Here is a 12,976-nt window from a genome sequence, read left to right as displayed (position 1 = left end):
TAAATTCTCTCTCAAATAATTTTCTGGTTTTTTCAATAAAAAAATTCCAAAAACATAATTACTCAAAAAACTCCAATTTACATATATGTAATTGGAAATAGTATTGTGCTTTTATATGCCTGTAAAGAAATCACACGAACATTTTACATTCAAAAATAAATTTTAATAATAAAAATAAAACATAGCTATGAAACCAACACCCACTTTCTGTAAAACAGATTATAATTTTTTAAGAGAACTGATCTTAAAAAGTAAAAATTCAACAAACGCTAAAGAAGCGAATCAGCTTTCGCAAGAATTAGATCGCGCTGTAATTAGCAAAGAAGACGAATTAGACAACTCGATTGTGAGAATCAACTCTTATGTAACAATTGAAGATGTAAAGGCTAATAAACAAATGAAAATTCAGATTGTTCTTCCCTCTTCTTCAGATGTAAAAGAAGGAAAAATTTCAATTCTAGCGCCTTTAAGTGTAGCTATCATTGGTTTTAAAGAAAATGACGAAGTCGATTGGGAATTACCGGCTGGAATAAAAACTTTAAAAATAATTGCGGTTAACAATCCTTCTGTAAACGTTTCTTAATTTTATTAAACACCTCACTCGTGACGGTGTTTTTTTATGTCCTGTTTTTAAACACAAAAAAAACTATCCAATAAAATAATTACCGAATAGTTTCTATTAATCTACAGTAACAACTTCTTACAATTGAGAAGTTATATAATTTGAAATCGAAGCCATTTGACTATCATCTAACTTCGCTTTTTTCTGCATTTTTACTAAAATTGGTTTCCACTCTTCTTGTGTGAATTGCTTTGGCTCAAACAATTTGTGACATCTTGCACAACTGTTTTCATACAGGTTTTTACCTTCTGCTAATGCCGGTGTTAATTCAGTAGCTTTTGCAGCCTCAGTAACTGTTGGAGTAGCTGGTGTAGCTGGTGAAGCTTTTTTAGTTCCACATGATGCTAAAAGCAACACTACAGCGGCTAGGATTAAGATTTTTGCTTTCATCGTTTTTCTATATTTTTAAGTAAATATAAAAAAAATCCCATTCGGCAAGCGAACGGGATTATTATTTAAAACAATACTAAATTGTATCTGAAATTCTTATTTAACTTCCATTAATTCAACATCAAAAATCAATGTTGCGTTTGGCGGAATAACTCCTCCTGCTCCAGCAGCTCCGTAAGCTAAATCAGATGGAATTACGAAACGAGCTTTGTCTCCTACTTGTAACAAAGCAATACCTTCGTCCCATCCTTCAATAACCTGACCTTGACCTAATCTAAATTCGATTGGTTTTTTGCGTGGATAAGAAGAATCAAAAACTTTTCCATTCTCTAAAGATCCTTCGTAGTGAACTGCAACTGTTTTACCTGCTTCAGCTTTTTTACCCTCTCCTTTATTAATCATTTTATAACGTAAACCACTATCTGTTTTATCAAAACCTGCAGCTAATTGCTCCATTTTTGCTTCAGATTCTGCTTTTAAAGCTGCATCTCTTTTTAAACGAGCACCTTTTAAACCTACAAAAGCTTCGATAGCATTCCATTTTTCAGCTTCTTCTCCTACTCTAAGGATTTCAACACTTTCTAAAGCATCACCTTGAGCAACAGCATCAACGATATCTTGTCCTTCAATAACATGACCAAATACTGTGTGTTTATTATCTAACCAAGAAGTTGGAACGTGAGTAATGTAAAATTGAGAACCATTACTTGCTGGTCCTGAATTTGCCATTGCTAATACTCCCGGACGATCGTGTTTTAAACTTGGGTGAAATTCATCATCAAATTTATAACCTGGATCTCCTGTTCCTGTTCCTTTTGGACATCCACCTTGAATCATAAAATCAGGAATTACTCTATGGAATGTTAATCCGTCATAGAATTTTTGTCCTTGAGGTTTTACTTTATTCTCCATATTTCCTTCTGCAAGAGCTACAAAATTCCCTACGGTTCCAGGTGTTAAGTCGTGTGTTAGTTTTACTAAAATCGAACCTTTACTAGTATTGAATTTAGCGTATATTCCGTTTTCCATTGTTGTTATTTTTAATTTAATTGCAAATTTACAAATTAATTTTATATCAATTTGTCCTTTCTATTTTTTAGATTTTGATTTATAAGTAAGTCCGTAAACTACAAATGATAATATTGATAAAGCAACACATCCGATAGTTACAGCGTGCCATCCTCCAAATTTCCATAAAAACAAACCGTAAGCAGATCCGGCCGCTGTTCCTAAAAAACTAAACGACATGAATACTGTATTTAATCTATTTCGTGCTTCTGGTAATAATGAATAAACTCTGGTTTGATTTGAAATGTGAACACCTTGAATTCCAATGTCGATAAAAACAATTCCGATTGCAATTCCGATCACGCTCTCTATTGAAAAATAAAACACTAAAAAGCTTATTAAGATTAACAAACAGCCGTAACCTACTGCTACTCTTGAACCTCCTTTATCTCCCATTTTTCCAACAAGTGGCGCTGCTAAAGCCCCAGATGCTCCAACAATACCAAACAATCCAATTGTGGCACTGTTAAAACCAAACGGCTCTCCCGAAAGCAATAATACCATTGTGGTCCAGAATGCTCCAAATTGAGCAAAACTAAACACATTAATCATGGTGGCTTCGCGCAAAACGGGTTGTGTTTTTATTAGTGTAAAAAGAGAACTAATTAGTTGTCCGTAAGTTCCTTGAAACTGAGGTTTATTGACTGGGAATTTGTTCTGAATTACAAAAAAGATAAGTAAACAAATTCCGGCAGCGATATAAAACATTGATCTCCATCCTAAAATCTGACCAATAAATCCGCTTAAAGTTCTTGAGAGTAAAATCCCCACAAGCAAACCACTCATTATGGTACCAACGACTTTTCCGCGTTGCTCCGGTGCACTTAAAGACGCTGCCAAAGGCAAAATAAGCTGTGGCACAATAGAGGTGATCCCTATAAGCAAAGATGCTATTTGTAAAAGGAAAAAGCTTTTTGCAGTTGCTGCGATTATTAATGCAATTACAGATGCAAAAGTGGTAATCAGAATTTGTTTTTTTCGCTCGATTTTATCGCCCAGCGGAACCATAAAAAATAGTCCAATAGCATAACCCGCTTGGGTCAAATAGGTTATTGTTCCCGCGCTGGCTTCAGGAATTTTAAATTCGTTAGCAATTAAAACAATTAAGGGCTGGCAGTAATAAAGATTTGCAACTATAAGTCCAGTGCAAGCTGCCATAAATAAGACATTCGTTTTGGATAAATTCATTTTGCAAAAATACCATCAATATTTAATCTAGACTTATTATTAAAGTTATTTTTTTTATAAAATCTGTGTAAATCTACGTCTTCGCGATGGCGAATCTACTTCATCAGTATTCCACAAAATGAAGCTGATTAAACGGATTCGCCATCGCGAAAACACGGATATTAACGGATTTTCTTTATTTAATTCTATTTAAAAAAATCTTCTCTTGCAGGGCTAAAAACATCAGTAAGCATACCGCTTTCTAAACAAACTACTCCATGAATCGCATGTGGCGGAATGTAAAAACTGTCTCCTTCTTTTAAAGTTTGAGTCACGCCATTAATCGTTACATCAAATTTACCGCTGGAAACATATGTTACTTGTGTATGATAATGTTCGTGTAAAGTACCAATTCCACCTTTTTCAAAATGAACATTTACTAACATTACTCGATCATCAAAGGCAAGAATCTTACGTTTGATTCCTTCTCCAACTACTTCCCACTCGATTTCATCTCCTTTTATAAATTCTTTGCTTGTCCCGAAACTTTGCATATTTGCTTTTTTTATTGAATTGCTACAAAAATAAGGTTTTTGATTGTTTTATTTTTAAATCAAATTTTTAGAAATAAAATCAAAACTTGTCTGAATAGATTTAAACGAGTTGCCTCCGTAGTTATTCTCCTGCTCTACAAAAAAATGTTTCATTCCAGAGTGTTTGGCTTCCTTAAAGATAGTTTTAAAATCAATCGAACCTGAACCAATTTCGGTATTTAAAGCTGGATTTATTTTATCCATATCTTTTACATGCCACATTTTAAAACGATCCTGATTTGCTTCAAACAATTTAATTGGATCATTTCCTGAACGAACTACCCAATATAAATCCAATTCAAAAAACACCAAATCTTTGTCTGTTTCTTGTAATAAAATTTCATACCCCGTCATTCCGTCGTGTTTTTGAAATTCAAAATCGTGATTGTGGTACGCTAATTTTAAACCTGCTTTTTGACACATTTTTGCGGCTTCATTTAACCTTGAAGCAATCTTTTTATAATCTTCTATGTTTTTTCTAAAAGGCTCATCTATCCAGGGAATTGTTAGAAATTCACTTTTCAAGACTTTTGCCGCTTCAATTGCCGCAATAAGTTCGGCAGTGTTTCCATCATAAAGAAAACTTCCTAAATTATAATGTCCGCTTACAGCTTTTAAATTGTTTGCGTCTAACACTTTTTTAAGTTCAATTGCAGACAATCCCCAAAACTGCTCTTTTATCGAAAAACCATACATTTCGACAGTTGTAAATCCGGCAGCTGCAACTTTTTCGAGAGTTGTTTTCACATCTTTAGAAATTTCGTTTCGCAAAGTATACAACTGTAATCCAACTTCTTTTTTATTCATAGTAAATGCTAATGATGGCAAAGCTAGAACTGCTGTTGCTGCCATACTGGTATTTATAATAAAACTTCTTCTTGTAATCATTTTCTATATTGACTTTCAAAATTTTTTATGAGGATTTAAAGCGTAAACTCTCTTTTTACATTTTTATTTATTGAACAACTTCAATATCCTTTTTCATAGATTCAAATCCTTCAATTAAGTCATTCTTCTTAAAATATATTTCTAAATCAGTTAATCTCTTTTTATTATCATATGGTATACAGGAATTTAGTTTTCTTTGGCAAACAGAACATAATCGTATAGAGTGCCTATCTGTTTCACCCATATTATTGGTGCCATTCATAACACAATTTGCAGTTGTACAATGATGCAAACCAAACATATGCCCAATTTCGTGAGAGCTTATTTTTAGCAATCGCGATAAACATAAATTAAAATTCTCAGCAGTTAATTCGCCATCCTGTAATCTATAAATCGAGCTCACGCCCACTTTATCGTGATAAGAAGCCAAACCAAAAACATAATTCCATTCTGGCTTAGGATACAAATCCAGTTCAGAAAGTCCCATTAAAGCAATTCTATTTAAAGGTTTTATTTCTTTCAATACATCATTTAAAAGATAACCTGCTAATAATTGTTCATGACCTTCAGCAATCATTCTTCTGGAAGAATTTGGAACTACATCATTAGAAATAGGCTTTAAAGTTTTGGTTTTTAATTGGAAATAAATTTCTAAATATTCATTAGTAAGTTGAATTTGTTTCTTTTGCAAAGCATTAAAATTTCCTATTGGTTGTAAGTAAATAATATTCGCTTCTGCTGTTGGACAAACATGTTTAGACCTAAAATATTGTTCAAAACTTTGTCCTTTTTCTTTATGAGAAAACAGCCAATCACCATAAACAGGTTCAGCCAATTTAACATCATTACTTTTGATTTGCTTAAAGTATGACGCTTCTTTAGGAATTTCTTTTGGGATCTCTTTTGGAGTTTCTTTTGTTTTTTCTTTGTTACAGGAACAAAATAATACTAATAAAAAGAAAATTATTTTTTTCATTAATTTTTTGGAGGTTTATTCCTTTTGGAGAGCTTCAACAATGTTATCTATTTTTCTTCTTCTTCAAAATTATCAAAATAAGAGAAATCTTTAGTGATTAGTCCGTTTTCGATTGTGAAAATAGTACATATTGGCAACTCAAATTTCGAATCATCAGGCGCAGTTCCTGTCGAAACAAATTCAACAATAATATGTTTTTCTCCCGATGGATAAATTTGAATTACTTTGTCGTGTAAGTCAGGAAAAACTTTATTTAACTCTGCATATTTGTCCTTAATTTGCTGACGTGACTGCTTTACAATACCAGTTCCTAGTGACGGATCTTTAAAATCAACCGTTTCGGTGTACATTTCGGACATTTTCTTCCAATCATGATTATTAAAATGTTCAAAATATTGTTTTACTATTTTTTCATTTCTACTAATTTCCATAACTTTTGATTGATTTTGATTGTTACAAGATGCAAGTGTTAAGGCTGCAAAAAGTATTGTAAACATTTTTTCCATCAGCTTTATTTGACTAAAATTCAATTAATTAAAGAATTAAATATAATAAAATTTCTTTAATTAATATCTTACTTTTATCAATTGAAAATAAAACTGATGGGAAAACAATTATTTACTTAACACGATTTGTTGTGGTGGATTTTTTTGTTTTTCATTTCGACATGAATAAATTTTTCCTTCCTTGTTAACATATACATAAGAGTAACTCCAATAATTTGGACCTGCAATTCTGGAACCTTCAGCATTTTTAGAATTTGCATAAATTTGTTCCGCGTAAACAAGTACTTCTCCTTTTTGGCCATCATCCATATACCTTATTGGTGGCCCCCAGTTTTTTATAAGGCTGCTTTTTGTCTTACCAACCCAGTTTTCTGAGGTGTTTTTCATGTCTGAGCATGATACAATTGCAACAAGCATTGCTATTAAAAGTAATTTTTTCTTCATAAATCATTAATGTTGGTTCTGGTTGTTATTCAATGTTAAAAATAAGTAGTTTTTATTTATTAACAGGTATAATAATGTTTATCAATTCATTATTAAACAAAATATAATCTAGATGTAATATAACTATACTTTTGAGTTCACTTTACAACAATCATTTCTCATTTTTTAAATCTTTAAACTTGTCAAATATTAACTTTGTATCTTTGCGGCTTAGAACTCTTGAAGAAAAAAAATGCGAATTGACATTATTACGATTTTGCCAGAATTATTAAGAAGCCCGTTTGAGGCTTCGATTATGAAACGTGCCATAGACAAAGGTCTGGTTGAAGTACATTTTCATAATTTACGAGATTATACTACAAACAAACAAAAAAGTGTCGATGACTATCCGTTTGGCGGTGGCGCTGGAATGGTTATGACTGTTCAGCCAATTGATGCGTGTATTACACATTTAAAAAGCGAACGCGAATATGACGAAATCATTTATATGTCGCCTGATGGAGAAACGCTAAATCAAAAAATGGCCAATACAATGTCGATGTATGAAAATATTATTATTCTATGTGGACATTATAAAGGTGTAGATCAACGTGTTCGCGATCATTTTATTACTAAAGAAATTTCGATTGGAGATTATGTTTTATCTGGAGGAGAACTAGGTGCATTGGTTTTATCCGATGCTTTAATCCGATTAATTCCTGGTGTTTTAAGTGACGAAACCTCAGCTTTAACAGATAGTTTTCAAGATAATTTACTTTCGGGACCTATATACACAAGACCAGCAGATTATAAAGGATGGAAAGTTCCTGAAGTTTTAACCAGCGGTCACTTTGCTAAAATTGACAAATGGCGCGAGGATATGGCATTTGAGCATACTAAAAACAGAAGGCCTGATTTGTTGGAAGGACATTAAAGAGTTTTCAGTATTCAGTCGCAGTTTACAGTATTTAGTCTCAACGCACTGCAAACTGCGACTGAGTACTGCGACCGAAAACTGTAAACCGCAACTGTAAACTGCGACTGAATACTGCGACTGTAAAACTGGACAAAAATGAATGATTTTAATCTAAAACGCATTTATAATACCCGGAATCACATTGAGATGCATTACAATCAAATTATCTCAATAAGCGCTCTTGAAGATATTTCCAGTTATTCTTACCGAAATTTGCAGCGTGTTTTTTATTCTTTATTTAAGGAAACAATTGGTGCATATCAAACCAGATTGAAAGTCGAAAACGGCTATAAAAAGCTTCTATATTCTAAGAAACAAATTTCGGATATTGCCCTTGAAGTAGGTTTTGCAGATGTACAGTCTTTCTCAAAAACTTTCAAAAAACATTTCAATTACTCTCCTTCTCTAGCGCGACATCAAAAAGAAATTTTATTAAATGATATTCATCCTCAAAAAGTAATTTACTATACTTTAGAACCCGAAATAACTTTTATTCCTGAGATAACAGTTTATTATTCGAGTTGCAAAACTTATTATATCAATCCCGAAATAGAAGAACTTTGGGATGTTTTACTAAAAAATGAATTCCCTGAGCCCCTTACAGATTTCTTTGGTATTATAACTGATGACATTTTAATTACCGATAAATCTAAATGCACCTATGATGCTTGTATCGTTACAAAATCTATTATTAAAAGTCTTCCGATAAAAAAGATTTTTGGAGGTCGATATGCTCGTTTTTTCCATCATGGCAGTTATGAAACTCTGGAAGATACTTATGAGCAAATTTTTGGAGGCTGGTTTTTAAATAATACTGTCGAGTTTTCTCATTTACCTGTAATCGAACAATATATAACAAACAATGGCAATTGTGATAATCCATCTGATTATCTGACGGCAATTTTTATTCCGCTTATTTAATTTGTCCATTTTGGACAACTTTGCAATTACGCTTTAGAAATACCTTTGTCCCGTCAAACTACCGGTACAATATGACACTAAACTTAATATACAACTAAGATGAAGAACTTATTTCTAACCGTTTTATTACTACCATTATTCTCGTCGTGTCAAGAAGACGAATTAACTGCAAAACCAGACGAATCGATAAATACAGCGATTATGTACACAATGCCTGAGGAATCGGCTCCACATGAAGGAACTTGGCTGCAATGGCCACATCAATATCAATATGGTATTGATTATAGAAATGATCTCGATGCAACTTGGGTTGCCATGACGAAATCATTAACAGGAAGCGAGAAAGTATTTATTATCGCTTATGACGTTACTGAAAAAAACAGAATTACCACTTTATTAAAAGACGCAGGCATTTCATTATCTAATATTGAATTCAAAATTTTTAAAACAGACGATGTTTGGGTGCGAGATAATGGTCCGATTTACGTAAAAGATAAAAACAATCAATTAGTAATTCAGGATTGGGGATTTAATGGATGGGGCAAAAAAGTTGCTTTTGCAAATTGCAATACAATACCTTCGCAAATTGCAGCAGATCAAAAAACAACAGTTGTAGATTTGAATGCTGTTATGATTAATGAAGGCGGAGCTGTAGAAGTTGACGGAAACGGAACTTTATTAGCGACCAGAAGTGCGATACTAAATTCGAATCGTAATCCCGGAATGACACAATTAGAAGCCGAAGCAAACTTTAAAAAGTATTTAGGTATAACACACTTTATTTGGTTGGATGGCAAAGCAGGAAGAGAAATTACCGATATGCACATCGATGGTTTTGCACGATTTGGCAGCGTAAATACAATTGTTACAATGAACGAAGACGATTTATTGTATTGGGAAGTTCCTCAAACTGACATTACAACTTTATACAACTCAAAAGACAAAAATGGTAAAGCTTATACTTTTTTAAAACTACCATTGTCTAAGAATAACGTTGTAACCACTTATAGTAAAAAACTAGGCTACAAAGGCTCTTATGTAAACTATTATATTGGAAACACTGTTGTTCTTGTTCCAAATTACAATGACCCAAATGATGCCATTGCCAACCAATTGATTCAGACTTTATACCCATCCCGAAAGGTAATTGGCATTGATGTTCGCAATTTATATGCAAATGGAGGAATGATTCATTGTGTTACCCAGCAGCAACCTAAGTAAATTTTTTGTTTCAGGTTTCAAGTTTGTTTTGTTTCAGGTTTCCTTCATTGCGTAATCCAAACTTGAAACTTGAAACCTGAAACAAAAAAAAACGTCTTAATACTCAATTTATCAACAACTTAAAATAATTTACAATTTACAATTTATAATTCACAATTATTTTCTACATTTGCACCCGAATTAGACTAACCTCTGGCGAGATCCGTGAATGTTGCTCTATATAAAAAACCATAATTATAAGATATCATGGCAGATTTAATGAAATTCGTTCAAACCGAATTAGTTGCTAAAAAAGATTTCCCTGTTTTTGGAGCTGGAGATACTATCACAGTTTTCTACGAAATTAAAGAGGGTGAAAAAACAAGAACTCAGTTTTTTAAAGGAGTTGTTATTCAAAGAAGAGGTTCTGGTAACACAGAAACTTTTACTATTCGTAAAATGTCAGGTGCAATTGGAGTTGAGCGTATCTTCCCAGTAAACTTACCAGCTTTACAAAAAATTGAAATCAACAAAAAAGGAGCTGTACGTAGAGCTAGAATTTTCTACTTCAGAGAACTTACTGGTAAAAAAGCTAAGATTAAAGATAAAAGAAGATAATCATTTATCTCTTTGTTATAAAAAACTCGTTTCAAGTAATTTGAAACGAGTTTTTTTTTGCTTCTAATTTCCGAAATACTAAAACCGTAATTTTTTAATATCAAAATCTTCAATTTGATAATTTAACGACCTCGAAATAACAATCTGATAATTCCAGTATTTCTCAGAAAAACTATACCGTTTTCGGACTGTTTTTATTATATTTGCTCCGCTCATTTTGAGCCGAATATACCTTTTACATCGCCATTCCCTGACGATACGATTATAAAAAAAAAAAAAAAAAATGACACAGAATTCAAAAATCTATTACACCTTAACTGATGAGGCGCCATTGTTAGCGACTTATTCTTTCTTACCTATTGTTCAGGCATTTACTGGCACTGCTGGTATTGCAATTGAAACTAGAGACATCTCTTTGGCAGGTAGAATTTTATCAAATTTTCCTGAGTTTTTAACAGATGCTCAAAAAACTGGAGATGCTTTGGCAGAATTGGGTCAGTTAGCTACACAACCTGAAGCTAACATTATCAAATTACCAAACGTTTCAGCATCTGTACCACAATTAAAAGCGGCTATTGCTGAATTACAATCTCATGGATATAATATTCCTAATTTCCCGGAAGATCCTCAAAATGATGCCGAAAAGGAAATTAAAGCAAAATACTCTAAAGTTTTAGGTTCTGCTGTAAACCCAGTTTTACGTGAAGGAAACTCTGATCGTAGAGCTCCAAGAGCAGTTAAAAACTTTGCAAAAGCAAATCCACACTCAATGGGTGCTTGGTCTGCTGACTCAAAAACTAAAGTAGCTTCAATGCCAAACGGTGATTTTTATGGAAGTGAAAAATCGCTTACAGTTGCAGAAGCTAATGATGTAAAAATTGAATTCGTAGCAAAGGACGGTACAACAACGGTTCTTAAAGCAAGTACTCCACTTAAAGCTGGTGAAATAATCGATAGTTCAGTAATGCACTTAAAAGCTTTAAAAAGCTTTGTTGCAGATGCAATTGCCGAAGCAAAAATTGCAGGTGTTTTACTTTCTGTGCATTTAAAAGCTACAATGATGAAAGTTTCAGATCCAATTATCTTTGGCGCTATCGTTGAAGTATATTTTGCTGATCTTTTCAAAAAATACGAAACTTTATTCTCTGAATTAAACATTGACACAAGAAACGGTTTAGGCGATATCTATGCAAAAATTGCAGGAAGACCTGAACAAGCCCAAGTTGAAGCTGATATTACTAAAGCTATCGAAAACGGACCAGCTCTTGCAATGGTTAATTCTGATAAAGGAATTACAAACTTACACGTTCCTTCAGATGTTATTGTTGATGCTTCTATGCCGGCAATGATTCGTACTTCTGGACAGATGTACAATAAAGAAGGAAAACAACAAGATACTCTTGCTGTAATTCCAGATCGTTCTTACGCTGGAATATATACGGCTACAATTGACTTTTGTAAAAAACACGGTGCCTTTGATCCTAAAACAATGGGAAGTGTTCCTAACGTAGGTTTAATGGCTCAAAAAGCCGAAGAATACGGATCTCACGATAAAACTTTCCAATTGAAAGCTGAGGGTGTTGTGCGTGTTGTTGACACAAACGGAAATGTTTTAATGGAGCAAAATGTTGAAGCTAATGACATTTTTAGAATGTGTCAGGCAAAAGACGCTCCAATTCAGGACTGGGTTAAATTGGCTGTAAACAGAGCTCGTTTATCTGATACTCCTGCTGTTTTCTGGTTAGACGAAAACAGAGCGCATGACAGAGAATTAATTGCAAAAGTTCAAAAATACCTAAAAGATTACAATACAGTAAACTTAGATATTCGCATCTTAAACCCAATTGCTGCTACAGAATTTACTTTAGACAGAATCATCAAAGGTTTAGACACTATCTCTGTAACAGGAAACGTTTTACGTGATTATTTAACTGACTTATTCCCTATTTTAGAATTAGGAACATCGGCTAAAATGTTATCTATCGTTCCGTTAATGAATGGTGGTGGATTGTTCGAAACTGGTGCCGGAGGTTCTGCTCCTAAACACGTTGAACAATTTACAGAAGAAGGATATTTACGTTGGGATTCATTAGGAGAATTTTTAGCTCTTGGTGCATCATTAGAGCATTTAGGACAAACTTTAGACAATTCTAAATCAATTGTTTTATCTGAAACTTTAGACGAAGCTAACGATAAATTCTTAGCAAACGATAAATCTCCAGCTCGTAAAGTAGGTCAAATTGACAACCGTGGCTCTCACTTTTACCTTGCTTATTACTGGTCACAAGCATTGGCAGCTCAAAACAAAGATGCTGAATTAAAAGCAATTTTCACTCCAATTGCTGCAGAATTTGAAGCTAACGAAGCTAAAATTGATGCTGAATTAATTGGTGCGCAAGGAAAACCTCAAGTTCTTGGTGGTTATTACCAACCAACTCCAGAATTAGTAAGCAAAGCTATGCGTCCGAGTGCAACATTCAACTCGATTATTGCTAAAATAAAATAATACATTTTACGATATACTCATTGAGCTGTATCTTGTTAAAATACCATCAAAAGACAACCTAAATGGTTGTCTTTTTTTATCTTAACTAATGTTTAACAATCGTTGTGCCTCAATATTTAGTA

Annotated in this window: 14 protein-coding genes; 6 read left to right on the top strand and 8 right to left on the bottom strand. The window is 33.2% G+C overall.

What is annotated here, in order from left to right:
• Positions 1 to 187: 187 nt before the first annotated feature.
• Positions 188 to 583, top strand: a complete 396-nt coding sequence (locus tag IW18_RS18730) for a GreA/GreB family elongation factor (RefSeq protein WP_041519679.1) — start codon at positions 188 to 190, stop codon at positions 581 to 583.
• A 117-nt stretch (positions 584 to 700) separates the two neighbouring features.
• Here the strand turns inward: IW18_RS18730 and IW18_RS18725 are convergent, their stop codons facing one another.
• From IW18_RS18725 to IW18_RS18690, 8 genes are all read right to left on the bottom strand, one after another.
• On the bottom strand, positions 701 to 1,012 hold the full coding sequence (locus IW18_RS18725; protein WP_041519677.1) for a cytochrome c: 312 nt from the start codon (positions 1,010 to 1,012) through the stop codon (positions 701 to 703).
• A gap of 96 nt (positions 1,013 to 1,108) precedes the next feature.
• Positions 1,109 to 2,041 carry a peptidylprolyl isomerase gene (locus IW18_RS18720; RefSeq protein WP_041519676.1) on the bottom strand — a complete coding sequence of 311 codons (933 nt, stop codon included), beginning with the start codon at positions 2,039 to 2,041 and terminating at the stop codon, positions 1,109 to 1,111.
• A gap of 60 nt (positions 2,042 to 2,101) precedes the next feature.
• Positions 2,102 to 3,238 (bottom strand): MFS transporter, encoded by a 1,137-nt coding sequence (locus IW18_RS18715; protein ID WP_240475581.1) that lies wholly within the window; start codon positions 3,236 to 3,238, stop codon positions 2,102 to 2,104.
• Positions 3,239 to 3,453: 215 nt separating this feature from the next.
• Positions 3,454 to 3,801, bottom strand: coding sequence for a cupin domain-containing protein (locus IW18_RS18710; protein WP_041519672.1), 348 nt, complete (start codon positions 3,799 to 3,801; stop codon positions 3,454 to 3,456).
• Between the two features lie 54 nt (positions 3,802 to 3,855).
• Positions 3,856 to 4,728 (bottom strand): sugar phosphate isomerase/epimerase family protein, encoded by an 873-nt coding sequence (locus IW18_RS18705; RefSeq protein WP_041519670.1) that lies wholly within the window; start codon positions 4,726 to 4,728, stop codon positions 3,856 to 3,858.
• 67 nt (positions 4,729 to 4,795) lie between these two features.
• On the bottom strand, positions 4,796 to 5,704 hold the full coding sequence (locus IW18_RS18700) for a Zn-dependent protease (RefSeq protein ID WP_041519668.1): 909 nt from the start codon (positions 5,702 to 5,704) through the stop codon (positions 4,796 to 4,798).
• A gap of 47 nt (positions 5,705 to 5,751) precedes the next feature.
• Positions 5,752 to 6,201 (bottom strand): nuclear transport factor 2 family protein, encoded by a 450-nt coding sequence (locus IW18_RS18695; protein ID WP_205625294.1) that lies wholly within the window; start codon positions 6,199 to 6,201, stop codon positions 5,752 to 5,754.
• 117 nt (positions 6,202 to 6,318) lie between these two features.
• Positions 6,319 to 6,654: a hypothetical protein gene (locus IW18_RS18690; protein ID WP_041519664.1), complete on the bottom strand. Its 336-nt coding sequence runs from the start codon at positions 6,652 to 6,654 to the stop codon at positions 6,319 to 6,321.
• Between the two features lie 232 nt (positions 6,655 to 6,886).
• Between IW18_RS18690 and trmD the strand changes: the two genes are divergently transcribed.
• The 5 genes from trmD to IW18_RS18665 all read left to right on the top strand — a co-directional run bounded on the left by trmD (position 6,887) and on the right by IW18_RS18665 (position 12,854).
• Positions 6,887 to 7,567, top strand: a complete 681-nt coding sequence (gene trmD / locus IW18_RS18685; RefSeq protein WP_041519662.1) for a tRNA (guanosine(37)-N1)-methyltransferase TrmD — start codon at positions 6,887 to 6,889, stop codon at positions 7,565 to 7,567.
• A 138-nt stretch (positions 7,568 to 7,705) separates the two neighbouring features.
• Complete coding sequence (locus IW18_RS18680) at positions 7,706 to 8,530, top strand: AraC family transcriptional regulator (protein ID WP_041519660.1); 825 nt, start codon at positions 7,706 to 7,708, stop codon at positions 8,528 to 8,530.
• 99 nt (positions 8,531 to 8,629) lie between these two features.
• Positions 8,630 to 9,751: an agmatine deiminase family protein gene (locus IW18_RS18675; RefSeq protein WP_041519658.1), complete on the top strand. Its 1,122-nt coding sequence runs from the start codon at positions 8,630 to 8,632 to the stop codon at positions 9,749 to 9,751.
• Between the two features lie 246 nt (positions 9,752 to 9,997).
• Positions 9,998 to 10,348 carry a 50S ribosomal protein L19 gene (rplS, locus tag IW18_RS18670; protein WP_007804248.1) on the top strand — a complete coding sequence of 117 codons (351 nt, stop codon included), beginning with the start codon at positions 9,998 to 10,000 and terminating at the stop codon, positions 10,346 to 10,348.
• Positions 10,349 to 10,631: 283 nt separating this feature from the next.
• A complete protein-coding gene (locus IW18_RS18665; protein WP_041519657.1) occupies positions 10,632 to 12,854 on the top strand; it encodes an NADP-dependent isocitrate dehydrogenase in 2,223 nt (740 codons plus the stop codon).
• Positions 12,855 to 12,976 lie beyond the last annotated feature (122 nt).

It is taken from the genome of Flavobacterium hibernum, from assembly GCF_000832125.1.
Taxonomy (GTDB): Bacteria; Bacteroidota; Bacteroidia; order Flavobacteriales; family Flavobacteriaceae; genus Flavobacterium; species Flavobacterium hibernum.
The sequence above is the reverse complement of the archived record's forward strand: the minus strand, read 5'-3'. Positions and strand labels throughout refer to the sequence as shown.

Excerpts from the sequence above, each read along its gene's own strand:
- IW18_RS18730 (WP_041519679.1), top strand. The coding sequence starts at position 188 with ATGAAACCAACACCCACTTTCTGTAAAACAGATTATAATTTTTTAAGA.
- IW18_RS18725 (WP_041519677.1), bottom strand. The coding sequence starts at position 1,012 with ATGAAAGCAAAAATCTTAATCCTAGCCGCTGTAGTGTTGCTTTTAGCA.
- IW18_RS18720 (WP_041519676.1), bottom strand. The coding sequence starts at position 2,041 with ATGGAAAACGGAATATACGCTAAATTCAATACTAGTAAAGGTTCGATT.
- IW18_RS18715 (WP_240475581.1), bottom strand. The coding sequence starts at position 3,238 with ATGGCAGCTTGCACTGGACTTATAGTTGCAAATCTTTATTACTGCCAG.
- IW18_RS18710 (WP_041519672.1), bottom strand. The coding sequence starts at position 3,801 with ATGCAAAGTTTCGGGACAAGCAAAGAATTTATAAAAGGAGATGAAATC.
- IW18_RS18705 (WP_041519670.1), bottom strand. The coding sequence starts at position 4,728 with ATGATTACAAGAAGAAGTTTTATTATAAATACCAGTATGGCAGCAACA.
- IW18_RS18700 (WP_041519668.1), bottom strand. The coding sequence starts at position 5,704 with ATGAAAAAAATAATTTTCTTTTTATTAGTATTATTTTGTTCCTGTAAC.
- IW18_RS18695 (WP_205625294.1), bottom strand. The coding sequence starts at position 6,201 with ATGTTTACAATACTTTTTGCAGCCTTAACACTTGCATCTTGTAACAAT.
- IW18_RS18690 (WP_041519664.1), bottom strand. The coding sequence starts at position 6,654 with ATGAAGAAAAAATTACTTTTAATAGCAATGCTTGTTGCAATTGTATCA.
- trmD (WP_041519662.1), top strand. The coding sequence starts at position 6,887 with ATGCGAATTGACATTATTACGATTTTGCCAGAATTATTAAGAAGCCCG.
- IW18_RS18680 (WP_041519660.1), top strand. The coding sequence starts at position 7,706 with ATGAATGATTTTAATCTAAAACGCATTTATAATACCCGGAATCACATT.
- IW18_RS18675 (WP_041519658.1), top strand. The coding sequence starts at position 8,630 with ATGAAGAACTTATTTCTAACCGTTTTATTACTACCATTATTCTCGTCG.
- rplS (WP_007804248.1), top strand. The coding sequence starts at position 9,998 with ATGGCAGATTTAATGAAATTCGTTCAAACCGAATTAGTTGCTAAAAAA.
- IW18_RS18665 (WP_041519657.1), top strand. The coding sequence starts at position 10,632 with ATGACACAGAATTCAAAAATCTATTACACCTTAACTGATGAGGCGCCA.